This is a genomic window from Burkholderia sp. AU30198 (assembly GCF_020419825.1).
In the GTDB taxonomy this organism is placed as follows: Bacteria; Pseudomonadota; Gammaproteobacteria; order Burkholderiales; family Burkholderiaceae; genus Burkholderia.
In genome coordinates, this window is record NZ_JAIZSA010000013.1 from 210,326 (window position 1) to 229,732 (window position 19,407).

A 19,407-nucleotide genomic window follows, 5' to 3' on the forward strand; every position below is an offset into this window, starting at 1 on the left:
GACATTCGCATGGGCAACCGCTTGAGCAAGATCGCCACGCGCACCGGCGACGATGGCACCACCGGCCTCGGCGACGGACGGCGCATCGGCAAGGACGACGTGCGGATCGCCGCGATCGGCGACGTCGACGAACTGAATTCGAACCTCGGCGTGCTGCTCGCCGAGCCGCTGCCCGACGACGTGCGCACGGCCCTCGTCACGATCCAGCACGACCTGTTCGACCTGGGAGGCGAGCTGTGCATCCCCGGCCACACGGTGATCGACGACACGCACCTCGCGCGCCTCGACCGCTGGCTCGCCGATTACAACGGGACGCTGCCGCCGCTGAAGGAATTCATCCTGCCGGCCGGCTCCCGCGCGGCGTCGCTCGCGCACGTGTGCCGGACGGTGTGCCGTCGCGCGGAGCGCTCGATCGTCGCACTCGGGCGCCACGACGCGCTCAATGATGCACCGCGGCGTTACGTGAACCGGCTGTCGGACCTGCTGTTCGTGCTGGCGCGCGTGCTGAACCGCACCGACGGCGGGGCGGACGTGCTGTGGGAGCGCGGCCGCGTCCGCTGACGCCGCGCAAGGATTTCCGCACTGCGACAATTTGCCCGAGGGACGGGCAAATTTAAAGATGTATCGTATATACATGTTTAACGGAGAATGAACATGACCCCCATTACCGCTGACCAGATGGCTCGCGTGAAGGCCACTGCCCCTGTCCTCGCCGTGCACGGTGCGACGATCACGAAGCATTTCTACCAGCGCATGTTCGCGCGCCATCCGGAACTGAAGAACCTGTTCAACCAGACGCACCAGAAGACCGGCAGCCAGCCGGAGACGCTCGCGAAGGCCGTCTATGCGTATGCGGCGAACATCGACAACCTCGGCGCGCTGGGCGGCGCCGTGTCGCACATCGCGCACAAGCACGCGAGCCTGAACATCCGCCCCGAGCATTACCCGATCGTCGGCGAGAATCTGCTCGCGTCGATCGTCGAGGTGCTCGGCGATGCGGTCGATGCCGACACGCTCGAGGCATGGCGCGTCGCGTACGGCCAGCTCGCGCAAATCCTGATCGGCGCCGAGGCCGACTTGTACGCGGGCGCCGCATGGAGCGGGTTCCGCCCGTTCAAGGTCGAGCGCAAGGTGCGCGAGAGCGACGAGATCACGTCGTTCTACCTGACGCCGGCGGACGGCGGCGCGGCACCGACGTTCGAACCGGGCCAGTACATCACGGTGAAGCGCTTCGTCGGCGATCTCGGCGTCGACCAGCCGCGCCAGTACAGCCTCTCCGACGCGCCGAACGGCAAGTGGCTGCGCATCTCGGTGAAGCGCGAGGCCGGCAAGCCGGAAGTCATTCCGGCCGGCAAGGTGTCGACGCTGATGCACGACGGCGTCGAGCAGGGTGCGATCGTCGAGGTGACCGCGCCGATGGGCGAATTCTCGCTGAAGCGTGGCGTCGAGACGCCGGTCGTGCTGATCTCGGGCGGCGTCGGCATCACGCCGATGATGTCGATGGTGTCGACGCTGGTCGCGGAAGGCAGCAAGCGCGGCGTGCGGTTCGTCCATGCGTGCCGTTCGGGCGCGGTGCACGCGTTCCGCGACTGGCTGAACGATACGGTGCGGGCGAACGCGAACGTGAAGCGCACGGTGCTGTACGAGCAGGTCGGCCCGAACGATCGTGTCGGCGTCGATTACGACCTCGAAGGCCGTCTCACGCCGGAGCGCGTGAAGGAATTCGCGCTGGTGCCGGATGCCGACTACTACATCTGCGGCCCGATCGCATTCATGAAGGCGCAGCGTGACGCGCTGATCGCACTCGGCGTCGCGCCGGAGCGCGTGAACACCGAGATCTTCGGTTCGGGCGCGCTCGAGTGAGGCTCGTACGCAGGATCGGCGGTTCATAAAAAAGCCCGGCGCGAGCCGGGCTTTGACTTTGTGGTGGGCAGCGCGTCAGGCGCGCGGCATCAGTGTGGCGTGATAGCGCCACACCTTCGGATCGGCGCTGACGAGCGGCACGCCTTCATGGAGTGCCTGCGCGACCATCACGCGGTCGAACGGATCGGCACGATCCGGGAAATCGGGCAATCCGGCGACAGCTTCGACGTGATCGCTGCTGATCGGCAATTCCGCAAAACCTGCGAGCCGGAACGCCGAACGTGCATCGCGCGGATGGACGGGCAGATTGCCTTCGCGGTATTTGATCGCGATTTCCCAAATGGACGCGGTCTGGCAGAGCGAAACGCCGACCGCAGGCTGGCCGCATGGCCAACCCGCCGTCGGCGGGGCATGCGGTCAGCCTGTCTCTGCGGGCGATCAGTTCCCGCTGCCGCGCGCGACGCGCCGAGCCTTCACCGATTCCGCGAGGCCTTCGAGCACCTTCACGCTGTCGTCCCACGCGATGCACGCGTCGGTGATGCTCTGGCCGTAGGTCAGCTCGCAGCCTTCCTTCAGGTCCTGGCGGCCCTCGACGAGGTGCGACTCGATCATCACGCCGACGATGCGCGAGTCGCCGGCCGCGAGCTGGCGGCCGATGTCCGCGCACACGGGGATCTGGTTCTCGTGCTTCTTCGAGCTGTTCGCGTGGCTCGCGTCGATCATCAGGCGTGCGGCGAGGCCGGCCTTGCCGATGTCCGCGCATGCGGCGTTCACGCTGTCCGCGTCGTAGTTCGGCGTCTTGCCGCCGCGCAGGATCACGTGGCAGTCCTCGTTGCCGGCCGTCGACACGATCGCCGAGTGGCCACCCTTCGTCACCGACAGGAAATGGTGCGGCTGCGACGCGGCCTTGATCGCGTCGACCGCGATCTTCACGTTGCCGTCGGTGCCGTTCTTGAAGCCGACCGGGCACGACAGCCCCGACGCGAGCTCGCGGTGCACCTGCGATTCCGTCGTGCGCGCGCCGATCGCGCCCCACGAGATCAGGTCGGCGATGTACTGCGGGCTGATCATGTCGAGGTATTCGGTCGCGGCCGGCAGCCCCATTTCGTTGATCTGCAGCAGCAGCTCGCGCGCGGTGCGCAGCCCTTCGTTGATCTTGAAGCTGTTGTCGAGGTGCGGATCGTTGATGAGGCCCTTCCAGCCGACCGTCGTGCGCGGCTTTTCGAAGTACACGCGCATCACGATTTCCAGTTCGCCCTTGAAGCGCTCGCGCTCCTTCACGAGCCGGCCCGCGTATTCGATCGCCGCCTTCGTGTCGTGGATCGAGCACGGCCCGATCACGACGATCAGCCGATCGTCCATCCCGTGCAGGATGCGGTGCATCGACTGGCGCGAGTTGTAGATCAGCTCGGACGCGGCTTCGGAGCACGCGAATTCGCGGATCAGGTGGGCGGGCGGCGTCAGTTCCTTGAGTTCGCGAATGCGGACGTCGTCGGTGTTGTGCGGGGGCATGCTGTTTCTCCTTGGTTCCGGGCGCCGTTCGGTCAGTGCGAGTGCGAGTGCGCGTGCGGCAGATTCATCAATTCAAGCGATTCAGTGGTTTCGGTCGGGGCCGCGGGACCGCTGCGGCGGCGACCGGGTGGCGAAGGGCGAAAAAAAAACCGCCGGGTTCGCCGGCGGTTTTTTCGGGAATTTCGGTTGCGCTTTACGCGCCATCAACCCTCTCGATCCGCCAGCGGTCTGAGATACCAAAAAAAGTAAAAATAAAACTTGGCGGACATGACGGAGATTCGGTTCGTCAAAAAAGTTGATTCGGAATTTATACCCCGTCGCCGGGCGGCTGGCAACCGGGAAACGTCGAAAATGCGGACATTCCGCGCGTTTTCTTCAAAATGCGCGGAATGTCTGTGCCGCGATGCGGTTATGCCGTACCGCCGACCGTCATCCTGTCGATCCGCAGGGTCGGCTGGCCGACGCCGACCGGCACGCTCTGGCCTTCCTTGCCGCACACGCCGACACCCGAGTCGAGCGACATGTCGTTGCCGATCATGCTCACGTCCTTCAGCGATTCAGGGCCGCTGCCGATCAGCGTCGCGCCCTTCACCGGGTAGGTGATCTTGCCGTTCTCGATCATGTACGCCTCGGACGCCGAGAACACGAACTTGCCGTTCGTGATGTCGACCTGACCGCCGCCGAAGTTCACCGCGTACAGGCCGTTCTTCACCGATGCGATGATTTCCTGCGGATCCTTGTCGCCGTTCAGCATGTACGTGTTCGTCATGCGCGGCATCGGCAGTGCCGCGTACGACTCGCGGCGCGCGTTGCCCGTGACCGGCATCTTCATCAGGCGTGCGTTCAGCGTGTCCTGGATGTAGCCCTTCAGGATGCCGTCCTCGATCAGCGTCGTGCACTGCGTCGGGTTGCCTTCGTCGTCGATGTTCAGCGAGCCGCGGCGGTTCGGCAGCGTGCCGTCGTCGACGACGGTCACGCCCTTCGCAGCAACGCGCTCGCCGAGCCGGCCGGCGAATGCCGACGAACCCTTGCGGTTGAAGTCACCCTCGAGCCCGTGGCCGATCGCCTCGTGCAGCAGCACGCCCGGCCAGCCCGGCCCGAGCACGACCGTCATCGCGCCGGCGGGCGCGGGGCGGGCGTCGAGGTTGACGAGTGCCGCGTGCACGGCGTCGTCGACGTAGCGCGACAGCACGTCGTCGGTGAAGTAGCCGTAGTCGAAGCGGCCACCGCCGCCGCCGGAGCCGATCTCGCGGCGGCCATTCTGCTCGGCGATCACCGTGACCGACACGCGCACGAGCGGGCGGATGTCGGCCGCGAGCGCGCCGTCGCTGCGCGCGACCAGCACGACGTCGTATTCGCCGGCGAGGCCCGCCATCACCTGCGTGATGCGCGGGTCGCGGCCGCGTGCCATCTGCTCGATACGCTCGAGCAGCTTGACCTTGGCCGTTGCGTCGAGCGACGCGAGCGGATCGGACGGCAGGTACAGGTCGCGGCCCGAGATGCCCTTCAGCGACGTCGCCGCCTTGATCTTCTGACGGCCTCCGCCGGCCGCCGCGATCGCCTTGGTGGCCGCGGCGGCTTGCGCGATGGCTTCCGGCGACAGGTCGTCCGAGTACGCGAACGCGGTGCGGTCGCCCGCGACCGCGCGCACGCCGACGCCCTGGTCGATGCTGAAGCTGCCCGATTTGACGATGCCTTCCTCGAGGCTCCACGCTTCGCTGCGGGTCGCCTGGAAGTACAGGTCCGCGTAGTCGACGCGATGCGTGAAGATGTCGGCGATCGTGCGCGTGAGCAGGCTTTCGTCGAGGCCATACGGCGTGAGCAGGATGTCCTTCGCCAGCGCGAGGTTGCGGATGCCGGGTTCGATGATGTTCATGCGGATATCGGGGTTTCTCAAAAAGTTGTCGGGTGCTTCTGGGCAGATGGGTTGGCCGTGCGGCGTTTCAAGCGGCGCGGGGGATTCAGGTCAGCACGCGGTGCCGCCACGCGGGCAGGCTCTGGCGCACGTCGGCGATGCGTTGCGGATCGATCGCGCCGAGCACGACGCTGGCGCCTACGTCGCGAACCGCGACGATCTCGCCCCACGGGTCGATCAGCATGCTGTGGCCCCAGGTGCGCCGGCCGTTCTCGTGCTTGCCGCCTTGCGCGGCCGCGAGCACGTAGCACTGGTTTTCGACGGCCCGCGCGCGCAGCAGCATTTCCCAGTGCGCGCGGCCCGTCGTATACGTAAACGCCGACGGTACGACGATCAGCGCGCAGTCGCCCAACCTGCGATACAGCTCCGGAAAGCGGAGATCGTAACAGACCGACAGGCCGACCCGCCCGAACGGCGCGTCGAACGCGACGACCGTATCGCCCGCGCGGATCGTACGCGCCTCGTCGAACGACTCGTCGCCTTTTTCGAAGTTGAACAGGTGGATCTTGTCGTAGCGCGCGGCTTCGTTGCCGGACGGATCGAACACGAGCGTCGTGTTCAGCACGCGATCGGGCTCCGGCGCCTTCAGCGGCAGCGTGCCGCCGATCACCCAGATACCGTGGCGACGCGCGGCGTCCGCGAGGAAGTGCTGGATCGGGCCGTCCCGGTAGGGTTCGGCGAGCGCGAGCTTGTCGGTGTCGCGGTGGCCCATGAAGCAGAAATACTCGGGCAGCAGCACGAGCTGCGCGCCTTCGCCGGCGGCTTCCGCGATCAGGCGGCGCGCTTCGGCGAGATTGCGCGTGACGTCCGGCGTGCTCACCATCTGCAGCGCGGCGACCTGGAAGGGCGTGGCGGAACGGGTAGGGTCGGTCATCGCAGGATCGGTTGCGTCATAAATGGGGTGCGGCCCGGCACCGTGCGCGGTTCGGCGCGCGGCTCAGTGGTTCGCCGCATCGGCCGGACCGTGATTCATCTTACCCTGATCGCCCTGCACCCGCTCAATGTGCGGGTGCGCCCACGAGCCGGTGATCGCGTAGTCGAGCGCGAATGCGCGCGACAGCGTTTCCGACAGCGCGTAGTTCGCGGCCAGCACGCCGACGCCGAGCAACGGGTTGATGATGGCCGCGCCGATCGCGGCTGCACCCGCGCTGATTTTCGGCGCGACGTGCGCATGCAGGTCCTGCGTTTCGGCGCCGAGATCGACCGCACCGCGCACGGTGACGTTCGCGGGCCCCGTCATCATCGAAAAGTCGTCGGTGCGGGCGATCCCGTTCGAGATCTGGCCGGTGCCGGTGATCTTGTCGAACGGCAGCCCCTTGCCGATCACGTCGCGGAAATTCAGCGTCAGGAAGCGCGCGAGGCTCTGCAGGCTCAGCACGCCGAGGAGTTTCGCCGCACCGGGATCGACCTTGAGGATCTGGCCGTGCTCGAGATCGAGCGCGATCTGGCCGCCAAGCGACGGGAAGTCGAGCGCGGTCGGGCCGCCGCGCCAGCCGACCTTGCCCGTGACCGAGCCATGGCCGTCCGCAAGCGTGCGGGGCAGGCCGACGCGGTCGAGCAGCGCGCCGGCGTTGTCGATGTCGAGCTTGAAGTCGAACACGGTGCGGCGCGGCGCGTCGTTTTCGTCGGCGCCGCGGGCCAGCGCACGGCGCGACGTGCGCCAGTTGCCGGTCGCCGTCAGCTTCGCGGCCGGGTTCGACAGCTCCAGCTTGTCGAGCTGCCAGACCGGTGTGCCGGCTTCGTCGATATTGCGCGCATTGACGACGAGGCGGCCGATGTCGTGGTTGCGCGCGACGACCTGGTCGACGATCAGGTCGATCGACGGCATCGGGCGGTCGGTCGGCGTCGGCAGGTTCATCGCGCGGCCGACGAGATCGTGCTGCGCGCTGTCGGGGATCACGAGCTTCGCGAGCCGCGCGTTCAGCACGCCCGCGCCGTTGTGGCCGCCGCCCGGCGCCCACGACAGGTAGCCCGACACCTGGTTCGACGCGATGTTCGCCTGCCAGAGCTCGTCGATGTGCGACGCGCCGACGATCACGTTTTCCCAGTTGCGCTTGAGCAGCTTCAGCGTGCCGAAATGGAACGCGAAGCGCTTCGGCACGAAGCTCGCGAAATCGACGCGCGGCGCGGCCTCCGGCTGCGGCGCGCGCGGCGTGTCGGGCTTCAGCGTGTGGGCCAGCGCGAGCCACGCATCGGCGTCCAGTTCGTTGACGTCGACGGCCGCGCTCACGCCGTCCTGCGGCATGTCGGGCATCCGGTGGATGCCCATCGCGCCGCGCACCGCGCGCAGCGGCTGGCCGCGCGTCGCGTCGAGCAGGTAGGTCGCGGACACGGGGCCGAGCGTCAGGTCGGCGTGCTCGAGGCGCTTGCCGTCCGCCTGCGGCGCCGGCTGCAGCGTGAAGCTGAACGGCATCGGCGTGCCGGCTGCCTTCGCGAACGGCGCCGGGAACTGCAGTGCGACGCCGGTCAGGTCGGAATGCGCGCTGATGTCGGGCAGGCGGCCCGGCGCACCGCGCACGGCGACCTTGTACGGCGCGTCGCCGACCACGTGCTCGAGCAGCGCGGCGGCCGGGCCATGCAAGTTCAGGCCGCGCGCGGCGTCGAGCGCGAGCCGGCCGTCCACGTCCACCGTGTACGGGCCGTGCGACTGGAAGTTGCCGCTCGCGTGCACCGGGCCGCCGAGGAAGCGGCCGGACAGGTCGTGCAGCGATGCACCGGCCTCGGTGAAGCGGACACTGCCGCGCAGCGCCGACAGCGGTGGTACGCCGCTGGTCGTCAGCGTGTTGCCGCCGAATGCGAGCGCGCCTTCGACGTGCGTGTGCGGATGCGCGACGTGCTGCGGAATCGTGATCTTGAGCCCGAGCGACGCGGGCCCCTGCGCATCGATCCGCTGGCCGATATGCCCGCTCATCGTGCCGAGCGAGCTGTTGTCCGCGTAGTCGATCAGGTCGGCCAGCGGGCCCTGCGCATGGCCGTCGATGATCAGCGGCGAGTGGGTCGGATTGCCGAGATCGTCGATGCGGCCTGCAACCTTCGTCAGCGCGACGCGCTTGTAGTGCGCGCGGTGGATGTCGAAGCGCAGCTTGTTCTGCGCGAGCTCGAACACGCCGTCGATCCCGTCGAGCGCCGGCCAGACGCTCGGCGTGCCGTTCGCGAGCTTGCGCGGCGGGTACGGCGTCGGCTCGAAACGGCCGCCGGTGAACGGCGCGACGATGTGGAACACGCCGGCGTCCGGCTCGTGTTCGAACGGGAATTTCTCGAGCGGGCCGCGCGCGACGATCGACGCGCCCTTGGTCACCTGGCCGTCCTGCAGCGCGTGGCCGAGATAGTCGCGCAGGTGTTCGGACATCCCGGTCGGCAGGTAGCGCGGAATGCGCGCCACCGACGCGCGGGCGAAATCGGCGCGCAGGTCGAGCGTGCCGCGGCCGTGGCCGGGGTTCGTGTACGAACCGGACACCGCGATTTCGGCATCGGGGTTCGAGACGAGCAGGTCGGGCAGTGTCACGTCGACGCGCGCGTGCTTGTCGCCGGCCGCCGGCGTGATCACCCATCGGGCGTTGCCGCGCAACCGGTCGAACGTCAGGCGCGGCTCGTCGAATTCGCCGGGGACCGTGACGGCCGCGTTGACCGTGTCGAAATGCGCGCTGCCGCCTGTCTCGCTCGCATCGACGCGGCCCCACAAGTTTTCGATGCCCGGCCAGCCGGCGCGCGGGTGGCCGCGCGGCGACAGGCCCGGCGGCGGCTCCTGCGCGGCGAAGCTGATGCCCTGGAGATCGCCGAGGAAACGGTAGCGGACGATCGGCGCGGCGCCCGTGCGCCGCTCCTCGTCGGCGAGTTCGGCCCGCGCCGGCTTCGCGCGTTCGACCTCGATGTGATAGTTCGACACCATCCCGCGCGGGTCGATCTTGATCAGCTCGTTGCGCAGGCGCGCCGGCAGCGGCAGCCCGCGAATGAACTCGCTGAGGATGCCGAGATCGACGCGATCGCCGACGACGCTCAACAACTGCCCCTGGCTGGCGGTCGGCACGCGGTAGCGGGCCGTCAGCGTCGACAGCGCGAGCGAGCGGGCGAGCGGCGTGCCGTCCGGCAGCGGCGGCTGGCCGAGCTCCGCGTTGAAGCGCGTCAGGTGCAGCGTGTAGTCGTGGCCGGCATCGAGCTGCATGTCCCAGCCGAAGCCGACCGTCGGCACGTCGAGCCGCGGCTGCGTCGGGCGCACGCGCAGCGCGACGTCCGCGCCTTGCAGGTCGCCGCCCGCCGAATGCAGGTGGCCGTCGCTGAAGGTTGCCCAGATCGCATTGTCGATCCGGCCTGCGTGGATCGTGAGCGGCATGTCGAGGTAGCGCGCCAGCGTCTGCAGGTCGACGGGGCCCGTCGACAGGTAAGCGTCGCCCGCCCAGTTCGACGGTTTGCCGACCGGCGCGAGCGGCTTGTGCTTGAAGCGTGCGCGGAAATCGAGCGGGCCGAGCAGCAGCGTGCCGTTCGCGGGCGCCTGCAGCGCGGCCTTGTGCACGCGGCCGTCGTTGAGCACCGCGAGCCGGATGCCCGACAGCACGAGCTCCGGCGCGTCGTGTTGGGCGTCGCGCCAGCGCAGCGTGCCGCCGCGCAGCACGATCGCCTCCTGCTTCAGCAGCCACGTGCCGAACGTGTCGTTGCCGCCATGGGTGGTCGCCACGCCGACGCCCGCGACGCTCAGCGAACCGTCGGCCGTGCGCGCGACGACGAGGTCGGGCTGGTCGACGATCAGGCTCGACAGCGCGGGCGACAGCCGCAGCAGCGACATCCACGAAAGCGCGGCCGTCGCATGCGGCACCGACAGCGCGACCTTGCCGTCGCGGCCGCGGATCGTCAGGTTCGTGAGTTCGACGCCCGGCTGCATGCCGGACCAGTTCGGGGAAAGCTTGCCGATCGAAAGCTGCGCGTGGAGCTTGTCGGACACCGCACGCTCGATGCGCGGGCGGAATTCGTCGATGCGGGGCAGCAGGACGTAGCGCAGCCCGAGGAATGCGCCGGACGCGACGAAGTAGGTGCCGATCCCGACTGCCAGCGTCACCCTGAACACGCGACGCAGGACCGGATGATCGTGCTTCGGAGGTCCCGCTTCGGGCGCAGCTACGGCGGATTCCTGACGGTCGGACATGCGGCGGACGGGCGGCGATATGGTAGTTTTGCAGACTGACGTTGAAATGTATCACACGGGTTCGTGCCGGCGGCCGTTGAGGCAGCGCGGCACGGGCTTTCCGGCGCGCGGTTTCGCGACGGGCGTACCCGCCCCGCGATGCCGCGCCGAGTCCATGGGGCCGGTCGGGAGCGGGTCGCGCATGCGTTTCCCGTGCCGGCCGGCCTTTCCGCCAGGCCCGCTTCTCGATGACCGACGCTTCCGCCCTGATCTGCACGTCCTATTCCCGTTATCTGGCCCGCGCGGCCGCCGCGCGCCCCGTGCTGGCCGACCAGGTCGCCGCATGGGCCGCCGCGCCGCTCGGCCGCGCGCAGCTCGACGCGCGCCTCACCGAACTGCTCGCGACGCCGGCCGGCACCGCCGCGCCGACCGAGGAGCAACTGAAGCGCGCGCTGCGGCAGTTGCGTGCGGAGGCATTCGGCGCGGTCGCGGAGCGCGACCTGCGCGGGCTGGCGGACGTCGCCGAGGTGACGGGCGCGATGACCGATCTCGCCGAAGTGGCCGTGCAGCGCTCGCTCGCGCTGCTGTCGGGCGAGCTCGAGGCGCTGTACGGCGAGCCGCGCGGCGCCGACGGCCAGCGCGTCGTGCTCGGCGTGGTCGGGATGGGCAAGCTCGGCGGCCGCGAACTGAACGTGTCGTCGGACATCGACCTGATCTTCGTCTACGAGGACGACGGCGAGACGACCGGCGGCGCGCGCGCGCCGCTGTCCACGCAGGAATACTTCACGCGGCTCGGCCGGCGCCTGATCGGCGTGCTGTCCGAGGTGACGGCCGACGGCTACGTGTTTCGCGTCGACATGCGGCTGCGCCCGAACGGCGATTCGGGCCCGCTCGTCTGCAGCCTCGGCATGCTCGAGGAATATTTCTACGTGCAGGGGCGTGAGTGGGAGCGCTATGCATGGATCAAGGGGCGGCTCGTGTCGGAAGGCGACAGCGACGCGGCGCGGCGGCTGGAGTCGCAGCTCGAATCGATCGTCAAGCCGTTCGTGTACCGCCGCTATCTCGATTTCGGCGTGATCGGCGCGATCCGCTCGCTGCACCAGCAGATCCGGCAGGAAGCCGCGCGCCGCGCGTCGATGCGGCCCGACAAGGCCGACGACATCAAGCTCGGGCGCGGCGGGATCCGCGAGATCGAATTCAGCGCGCAGGTGTTCCAGCTGATCCGCGGCGGTCAGGATGCGGAATTCCGCGTGCGGCCGACGCTCGCGGTGCTGCGCCATGCGCAGGCGCGCGGGCTGATCGGCGAGGACGTGCGCGAGCGCCTGACCGACGCCTACAACTTCCTGCGCACGCTCGAGCACCGGCTGCAGTACCGCAACGACGCGCAGACGCACGCGATGCCCGTCGAGCCGGACGAACGCGCGGCGCTGGCCGCGTCGCTGGGCTTTGCCGATTATGCGGCGCTGATGGCGGTCCTGGACGGCCACCGCACGTTCGTCGAAGCGCAGTTCGACCAGATTTTTGCGGACAAGGCGAGCGGCGCGCCCTGCGCGACCGGCGACGACTCGGCGGCCGCGTGGATCTGGAGCGGCGCGCTGGCCGACGACGGCGAGGACGACGCGCTGGTCGCCCGTCTCGACGGCCTCGGCTTTACCGATCCGGCCGCGGTGCTCACCCGGCTGCGCGCGATCTGGCAGTCGTCGCGCTACATGGGCCTCGCGGAGAAGAGCCGGCAGCGCTTCGACAGCGTCGCGCAGCGGGCGCTCGAGGCCGCGCCGAACATCGACGCCGCGCGCCGCGACGACACGATCGTGCGCCTGTTCGACCTGCTCGAGACGGTCAGCCGGCGCGGCGTCTACCTCGCGCTGCTGACCGAGTATCCGGCCGCGCTCGACCGCGTGCTGTCGGTGCTCGGTGCGACGCGCTGGGGCGGCGGCTACCTGATCCGCCACCCGCAACTGCTCGACGAGCTGCTCGACGACGAAGCGATTGCGAGCCCGTTCGACTGGCCCGCGTTCAAGGACGCGCTGCGCGCGCGCCTTGCCGCGGCCGACGGCCCCGAGCAGCAGATGGACCTGCTGCGGCACGCGCAGCACGCGGAAGTGTTCCGGATCCTGCTGATCGATCTGGCCGGGCAACTGTCGGTCGAGCACGTGAGCGACCGCCTGTCCGAACTGGCCGACGCGGTGCTCGACGTGACGATCGAAGTCGTCTGGTCGCAGCTCGCGAAGCGCCATCGAGACGTGCCGAAGTTCGCGGTGATCGCGTACGGCAAGCTGGGCGGCAAGGAACTCGGCTACGCATCGGATCTCGACCTGATCTTCCTGTATGACGATGCGGACGATCGTTCGGCAGATGTCTATACGACCTTCACGCGGCGCCTGATCACGTGGCTCACCACGGCGACCGGCGCGGGTGCGCTGTTCGACATCGACTTGCGGCTGCGGCCGAACGGCGAGGCCGGGCTGCTCGTCACCGATCTCGACGCGTTCCGCCGCTACCAGTTGCGCGAGGGCGACGCCGCGAATACCGCGTGGGTCTGGGAGCACCAGGCGCTGACGCGCGCCCGCTACAGCGCGGGCGACGCGCAGATCGGCGCGGACTTCGAGACGATCCGTCAGCAGGTGCTGACGACACCGCGCGACGGCGGCGTACTCGCGAAGGAAATCGTCGACATGCGCGGCAAGGTGTTTGCCGGCCACCCGAACCAGACCGAGCTGTTCGACCTGAAGCACGATCGCGGCGGGATGGTCGACATCGAGTTCATCGTTCAGTACTGGGTGTTGCTGCACGCGTCGAGCGACGCCGAGCTGATCCGCAACACGGGCAACATCGCGCTGCTGCGCGAGGTCGCGCGCTTCGGGCTGATGGGCGAGGACGAGGCCGAGCGCGTCGGGGCGGCGTACCGCAAGTACCGGAAGCTGCAGCACAAGCTGCGGCTCGACGGGATGGAGAAGGCGCGGGTCGATCCGGCCGTGGTGGCCGACGAGCGGGCGGCCGTGACGGCGCTGTGGAAGCGCGTGTTCGGTGCGATTGAAACGGATAGTTGAAACGATCGTTCGACGCGGTGCGGCAGGGCGGACACGATTGCGCCGCCGTGCCAAAAAAAGACCGGCGCACGCGCCGGTCTTTTTGCATCCGATGAACGGATAACGGACGGCCGGCGTCAGGCCGCGAGCATTTCCTTCGCGTGCTTGCGCGTCGTGGCCGTGATCTCGAGCCCGCCGAGCATCCGCGCGACTTCCTCGATCCGGTTGGCGCGGTCGAGCGCAATGACCGTGGATACCGTGCCGCCGCGCGCGTCGGCGCCTTTCGCGACCTGGAAGTGGTGATCGCCGCGCGCGGCGACCTGCGGCAGGTGCGTCACGCATAGCACCTGGCGATCGCGCCCGAGCTGGTGCAGCAGGCGGCCGACCACTTCGGCGACGCCGCCGCCGATCCCCGTATCGACTTCGTCGAAGATCAGTGTCGGCGTCGGGCTGGCCGCGCTGGCGATCACCGCGAGCGCGAGGCTGATCCGCGCGAGCTCGCCGCCCGACGCAACCTTCGCGAGCGGCCGCAGCGGCACGCCGGGGTGCCCGGCGACCCGGAATTCGACCTGTTCGAGCCCGTGCGGGCCGCCATCGGCGAGCGGCACGAGCGCGACTTCGAAGCTTCCGCCCGCCATCGACAGTTCCTGCATGCCGGCCGTGACGGCCGTGCCGAGCGTCCTGGCGGCCTGTGCGCGCGCCTTGGACAGATGCTTGGCGTCGGCGAGATAGGCTTCCCGCGCCTTGGCCTGCACCGCCTCGAGCGCGCCGAGATCGGCCGCCGCATCGAGTGCGGCGAGTTGCGCGCGGCGTGCGGCGTGTTCTTCGTGCAGCGTGTCGGGCGGCAGCCGGAACTTGCGGGCGGTCGAGTGCAGCGCATCGAGGCGGGTTTCGACCTGCGCGAGTCGCTCGGGGTCGAGGTCGACGCGCTGCGCATAGTGCGACAGCGAATAGACGGCTTCCTGCAACTGGATCTCGGCCGGTTCGAGCGACGCGAGCGCATCGCCGAGCGTGGTGTCGTAGTCGGCGAGGCTGCGCAGCTTCGACACGATCGCGCCGAGCTGCGCGAGCATCGCGTCGTCGGACTCGGACAGCGCGTTGAGCGCGCCGCGCACGCCTTCGATCAGGTTCGCCGAATGCGACAGTCGCTTGTGTTCGTTGCTGACTTCGTCCCATTCGCCGGGCTGCGGCGCGAGCTTGTCGAGCTCGGCGAGCTGCCAGGCGAGTTTCTCGCGTTCGAGCTGCAACTCGCGCTCGTGCGCCTTCGCGGCGTCGATCGCCTGCGTCGCGTCGCGCCACACGCGCCATGCGCGCGCGACGTTCGCGGCATCGGCGACGAGCCCCGCGTGGGTATCGAACAGCTCGCGCTGTGCGTCGGGCCGCATCAGCAGCTGGTGCGCATGCTGGCCGTGGATGTCGACGAGCATTTCGCCGAGCTCGCGCAGTTGCGCGAGCGTCGCGCTGGTGCCGTTGATGAACGCGCGCGACCGGCCGCTCACATCGATCACGCGGCGCAGCATCACGGTGTCCTCGGTGTCGAACGCGTGTTCGTCGAGCCAGCGCGCGACGCGATCGTGTGGCGTGAATTCGGCGGTGATGTCGGCGCGGCCGCAGCCGGTGCGCACGACGCTTGCATCGGAACGTTCGCCGAGGGCAAGGGCGAGGGCGTCGATCAGGATCGATTTCCCGGCGCCGGTCTCGCCGGAAAAGACGGAAAAGCCGCTGTCGAATTCGAGATCGAGCGCGGCGACGATGACGAAGTCGCGGATCGAGAGGTGGCGGAGCATGGTGTAGGGCGGAGCGGCGTCAGGACGCCTTGTCGTCTTCGTTCGAGGCGTGTTCGTTCCAGTGCAGCTTCTTGCGCAGCGTCGCGTAGTAGCTGTAGCCGATCGGGTGCAGGAACGGCACCGTGTGCTTCGAGCGGCGCACCTCGATCGTGTCGTTCAGTTCGAGCGCGGTGAACGACTGCATGTCGAAGTTCACGTTGACGTCGCGCCCGCCGACGATCTGGATCGCGATTTTCGAATCGTCGGGCAGCACGATCGGCCGGTTCGACAGCGCGTGCGGCGCGATCGGCACGAGCACGATGCCCGCCAGCTGCGGATGGAGAATCGGGCCGGCCGACGACAACGCGTAGGCGGTCGAGCCGGTCGGGGTGGCGACGATCAGGCCGTCCGAACGCTGGTTGTACATGTACCGGCCGTCGACCGATGCGCGCAGCTCGACCATCCCGGAGAAGCCGCTGCGGTTCACGACGACGTCGTTGAAGGCGATCGCGTGGTAGATCGGTTCGCCGTCGCGCATGATGCGGGCCTCGAGCAGCGCGCGCTCCTCGCGCTCGAACTTGCCCGACAGGATCACCGGGACGAGCGCCTGCATGTCGGCCGCCGCGATATCGGTGATGAAGCCGAGCCGCCCGTGGTTGATCCCGATCAGCGGTGTCTTGTACGGCGCGAGCTGACGGCCGATGCCGAGCATCGTGCCGTCGCCGCCCAGCACGACCGCCACGTCGGCGCGCGCCCCGATTTCGGCCGGGGTCAGCGCCGGGTAGCCGGTGATGCCGATCTCGCGCGCGGTCTCGGCTTCGAAGACGACTTCGAAGCCCCGCTTGGCGACGCAGGCGGCCAGCGTGGTGAGCGGCTCGGCGATGTTCGGCGTGTTGCTCCGGCCGACGAGCGCGACGGTGTTGAACTGATTACCGGTTTTCATGCCGGCATTACACCATAGCTCGTTGACGAAAAGAACCGGCTGTGCGCAGACGGGGCCGGATCGGGCTGGCCCGCGCATCGGTGGCCACGCCACTCGCCGCGGTCGCGCGGTTGCGCTAAAATTTTCCACCATGCTAGATCCTCGCGCACGAACCCTCCTGAAAACCCTGATCGAACGGTATATCGCCGACGGTCAGCCAGTCGGATCGCGCACGTTGTCCCGTTACTCCGGGCTCGAGCTGAGCCCGGCGACGATCCGCAACGTGATGTCCGACCTGGAGGAGCTCGGCCTCGTGTCGAGCCCGCACACGTCGGCCGGCCGCGTGCCGACGCCGCGCGGCTACCGGCTGTTCGTCGACACGATGCTGACGGTCGAGGCGCCGATCGACGCCGAAGCCGTCGCGCGGCAGGTGCAGAACACGCTGCAGGCCGGCGAGCCGCAGCAGCGGGTCGTGGCGGCCGCCGCGAGCGTGCTGTCGAACCTGTCGCAGTTCGCGGGCGTCGTGCTCACACCGCGCCGCAGCCACGTGTTCAAGCAGATCGAGTTCATGCGCCTGTCGGACAAGCGCATCCTGCTGATCATCGTCACGCCCGAGGGCGACGTGCAGAACCGGATGCTCGCGACGCCGCGCGATTACTCGCCGTCGCAGCTGACCGAGGCGTCCAACTACATCAACGCGCATTTCGCCGGGCTGTCGTTCGACGAGGTACGCCGCCGCCTGCGCGACGAGATCGACCAGTTGCGCGGCGACATGACCGCGCTGATGCATCTGGCGGTGACGGCCAGCACCGAGGTGCCCGACACCGAGGACACCGTGCTGATTTCCGGCGAGCGCAACCTGCTCGAGGTGGCGGATCTTTCCTCCGACATGGCTCGGCTGCGCAAGCTGTTCGACGTATTCGACCAAAAAACGGGCCTCCTGCAACTGCTCGACGTGTCGAGCCACGCCCAGGGCGTGCAGATCTTCATCGGCGGTGAATCGACGCTCGTGCCGATCGAGGAAATGAGCGTCGTCACCGCGCCTTACGAGGTGAATGGGCAGATCGTCGGCACGCTCGGCGTGATCGGCCCGACCCGCATGGCGTACAACCGCGTGATACCGATCGTCGACATCACCGCGCGCCTGCTGTCGCTCACGCTGAGCCAGCAGTAGCCGGCCAGCGCCAGCCCGATCCCGCCCCGTCATCGTGCCGCGGCGCCGCGTGTGCCGGTAGTCGGCCGAACAGCCAGCAGAACGACACGGAGCGGCCCGCTATAATTGAGAGCCGTCCGGTCCCGTGCCCCGAGCACGTTCTTGCCCATGCGTTTCGATCTTGAGCCGCCTTCGAGCATCGCGGCTGCCCATCGCATCGGTGTGCTGCTGATCAATCTCGGCACGCCCGACGCCCCTACGCCGCGCGCGGTGCGGCGCTACCTGGCCGAATTCCTGTCGGATCCGCGGGTCGTCGAGATTCCGCAGGCCGTCTGGCAGGTGCTGCTGCGCACGCTGATCCTGCCGCTGCGCGGCCGTGCTTCCGCGAAGAAATACGCGGCGGTCTGGATGCCCGAGGGCTCGCCGCTGCGCGTGTACACGGAGCGCCAGACCGACAGCGTGCGGCATCTGCTCACGTCGAACGGCTATCACGTGATGCTCGACTACGCGATGCGCTACGGCAGCCCGAACATTGCGCACGCGCTCGCGCAGTTCAAGCGCGCGGGCGTCGAGCGCGTGCTGCTGATGCCGATGTATCCGCAATACTCGGCGTCGACCACGGCCACCGCCTTTGACGCCGCGTTCGACGCGCTCGCGCGCATGCGCAACCAGCCGGAAGTACGCACGGTGCGGCATTACGCCGACCATCCGGCCTATATCCACGCGCTGGCCGAGCAGGTACGCCAGTACTGGGCGCAGCACGGCCGGCCCGACTTCGCGGCCGGCGACAAGCTCGTGCTGAGCTTTCACGGCGTGCCGAAGCGCACGCTCGACCTTGGCGACCCCTATCACGACCAGTGCCAGCAAACGGGCGCGCTGCTGATGGCCGCGCTCGGGCTGTCGACGACCGAATGTCGCGTCACGTTCCAGTCGCGCTTCGGCAAGGCCGAATGGCTGCAGCCTTACACCGCGCCGACGCTGCGCGAGTTCGGCGAAGCCGGCGTGCGGCGGGCCGACGTGTTCTGTCCCGGTTTCACGGCCGACTGCCTGGAGACGATCGAGGAGATCGGCATGGAAGTGCGCGACGAATTCCTCGCCGGCGGCGGCAAGGCGTTCCACCGCATTCCGTGCCTGAACGGCGCGCCCGCGTGGATCGGCGCGCTCGGCGAGATCGTCGCCGAGAATCTGCAGGGCTGGCCGGTCAGGGCCGCGCAGCCCGAAACGGTGAGCTGAGATGAAACGACCCCCACGCTCACTTCGTTCACTGCCCCCCGAGGGGGCGGTCAGCCTCCTTGGGGCGGCCCGGCGGAGGCTGCGATGAATTACAAGATTTCGACCGAACCGGGCGCGAAGCTGCGCATCGACAAATGGCTGTGGACGGCCCGGTTCTTCAAGACGCGCTCGCTAGCGACCGATGCGGTCGACAAGGGGCACGTGAAGATCGGCGGCGCGGCGGTCAAGCCGGCGAAGGAAGTGCGCGTGGGCGACGAGGTCGAGATTGCGATCGACGGCATCGTCTGGCACATTGCCGTGCTCGGCGTGTGCGACGTGCGCGGGCCGGCGAGCGTCGCGCAGACGCTTTACGCGGAAACGGAAGCGGGGCGGGCCGCGCGGCTCGCCGAACTGGAGCGGCGCCGCACGTATCGCGAGCCGGCGGCCGAATTGCACGGCCGGCCGACGAAGCGCGACCGGCGCATCATCGACAGATTTTCTGGTGGGAGCTGAACATCTGGTCAAACGTCGCCCGCGCGCCCCCGTATTCGGTCGTGCGGTCGGTGACGGCTCCCGACAGGCAGATGGTGGTGGTGCCGGCAATGAGTACCAGCGCGACCACCGAGATCGCAAAGGTCAGTTTCACGGTACTCCCCTCGAGAAGAAGGGTGAAAACGGCGCCAGGTGGATGTCAGGCGGCGGTCAGCTACGGGTAAACACGCTTTTCCGACGCTTGAGTGGAGTGTAGTGCAGCGGGCCTGTGCCAAGCTAGTACTTGCCAGGTAAGCGTTGTTACAGCCCGTTTCGCCCGATCTGACGGACTATGCGGGCGATGCACCGGTGCGACGCGCGGTTGTTTCGCGGCATTGGAGAATGCCGGCGAATAACCCTCTTGAAATCGTAGTTTTCACCCTTATTT

The 19,407-nt window shown here is 68.5% G+C and carries 13 protein-coding genes and 1 pseudogene; 6 read left to right on the forward strand and 8 right to left on the reverse strand.

Translation table 11 applies throughout. The features are described from left to right. Positions 1 to 9 precede the first annotated feature (9 nt). Together LGN19_RS26545 and hmpA are read left to right on the forward strand one after the other, a co-directional pair. Positions 10 to 561, forward strand: a complete 552-nt coding sequence (locus tag LGN19_RS26545; protein ID WP_122944525.1) for a cob(I)yrinic acid a,c-diamide adenosyltransferase — start codon at positions 10 to 12, stop codon at positions 559 to 561. Between the two features lie 93 nt (positions 562 to 654). Next, positions 655 to 1,863: an NO-inducible flavohemoprotein gene (gene hmpA / locus LGN19_RS26550; protein WP_175222360.1), complete on the forward strand. Its 1,209-nt coding sequence runs from the start codon at positions 655 to 657 to the stop codon at positions 1,861 to 1,863. Between the two features lie 75 nt (positions 1,864 to 1,938). Here hmpA and LGN19_RS26555 read toward each other — a convergent pair. The 5 genes and pseudogenes from LGN19_RS26555 to LGN19_RS26575 all read right to left on the reverse strand — a co-directional run. Continuing rightward, positions 1,939 to 2,211: pseudogene (locus LGN19_RS26555) on the reverse strand (type II toxin-antitoxin system VapC family toxin); the annotation flags it as partial. A 90-nt stretch (positions 2,212 to 2,301) separates the two neighbouring features. Further along, positions 2,302 to 3,375 carry a 3-deoxy-7-phosphoheptulonate synthase AroG gene (gene aroG, locus LGN19_RS26560; RefSeq protein WP_122944527.1) on the reverse strand — a complete coding sequence of 358 codons (1,074 nt, stop codon included), beginning with the start codon at positions 3,373 to 3,375 and terminating at the stop codon, positions 2,302 to 2,304. 409 nt (positions 3,376 to 3,784) lie between these two features. Then, positions 3,785 to 5,251 carry a metalloprotease TldD gene (tldD, locus tag LGN19_RS26565; RefSeq protein ID WP_174956977.1) on the reverse strand — a complete coding sequence of 489 codons (1,467 nt, stop codon included), beginning with the start codon at positions 5,249 to 5,251 and terminating at the stop codon, positions 3,785 to 3,787. Positions 5,252 to 5,336: 85 nt separating this feature from the next. Beyond that, the gene (locus tag LGN19_RS26570) at positions 5,337 to 6,164 is read right to left on the reverse strand and encodes a carbon-nitrogen hydrolase family protein (protein ID WP_226217966.1); all 828 of its coding nucleotides are present in this window, start codon (positions 6,162 to 6,164) and stop codon (positions 5,337 to 5,339) included. A gap of 63 nt (positions 6,165 to 6,227) precedes the next feature. Next, positions 6,228 to 10,427, reverse strand: coding sequence for a YhdP family protein (locus tag LGN19_RS26575; RefSeq protein WP_226217968.1), 4,200 nt, complete (start codon positions 10,425 to 10,427; stop codon positions 6,228 to 6,230). A gap of 227 nt (positions 10,428 to 10,654) precedes the next feature. Between LGN19_RS26575 and glnE the strand changes: the two genes are divergently transcribed. Further along, positions 10,655 to 13,456: a bifunctional [glutamate--ammonia ligase]-adenylyl-L-tyrosine phosphorylase/[glutamate--ammonia-ligase] adenylyltransferase gene (glnE, locus tag LGN19_RS26580; protein WP_226217970.1), complete on the forward strand. Its 2,802-nt coding sequence runs from the start codon at positions 10,655 to 10,657 to the stop codon at positions 13,454 to 13,456. Between the two features lie 116 nt (positions 13,457 to 13,572). On the opposite strand, the gene recN is transcribed toward glnE, so the two are convergent. Both recN and LGN19_RS26590 read right to left on the reverse strand, forming a co-directional pair. Beyond that, positions 13,573 to 15,222 carry a DNA repair protein RecN gene (gene recN / locus LGN19_RS26585; protein WP_226217972.1) on the reverse strand — a complete coding sequence of 550 codons (1,650 nt, stop codon included), beginning with the start codon at positions 15,220 to 15,222 and terminating at the stop codon, positions 13,573 to 13,575. 19 nt (positions 15,223 to 15,241) lie between these two features. Then, the gene (locus LGN19_RS26590) at positions 15,242 to 16,144 is read right to left on the reverse strand and encodes an NAD kinase (protein ID WP_226217974.1); all 903 of its coding nucleotides are present in this window, start codon (positions 16,142 to 16,144) and stop codon (positions 15,242 to 15,244) included. A gap of 130 nt (positions 16,145 to 16,274) precedes the next feature. Between LGN19_RS26590 and hrcA the strand changes: the two genes are divergently transcribed. The 3 genes from hrcA to LGN19_RS26605 all read left to right on the forward strand — a co-directional run bounded on the left by hrcA (position 16,275) and on the right by LGN19_RS26605 (position 19,001). After that, positions 16,275 to 17,297, forward strand: coding sequence for a heat-inducible transcriptional repressor HrcA (gene hrcA, locus LGN19_RS26595; RefSeq protein WP_096472512.1), 1,023 nt, complete (start codon positions 16,275 to 16,277; stop codon positions 17,295 to 17,297). Between the two features lie 147 nt (positions 17,298 to 17,444). Then, positions 17,445 to 18,509: a ferrochelatase gene (gene hemH, locus LGN19_RS26600; RefSeq protein ID WP_226217976.1), complete on the forward strand. Its 1,065-nt coding sequence runs from the start codon at positions 17,445 to 17,447 to the stop codon at positions 18,507 to 18,509. An 84-nt stretch (positions 18,510 to 18,593) separates the two neighbouring features. After that, positions 18,594 to 19,001: an RNA-binding S4 domain-containing protein gene (locus LGN19_RS26605; RefSeq protein ID WP_226217978.1), complete on the forward strand. Its 408-nt coding sequence runs from the start codon at positions 18,594 to 18,596 to the stop codon at positions 18,999 to 19,001. Here the strand turns inward: LGN19_RS26605 and LGN19_RS26610 are convergent. Next, positions 18,973 to 19,134 carry a hypothetical protein gene (locus tag LGN19_RS26610; protein ID WP_164462531.1) on the reverse strand — a complete coding sequence of 54 codons (162 nt, stop codon included), beginning with the start codon at positions 19,132 to 19,134 and terminating at the stop codon, positions 18,973 to 18,975. The genes LGN19_RS26605 and LGN19_RS26610 overlap by 29 nt on opposite strands. Positions 19,135 to 19,407 lie beyond the last annotated feature (273 nt).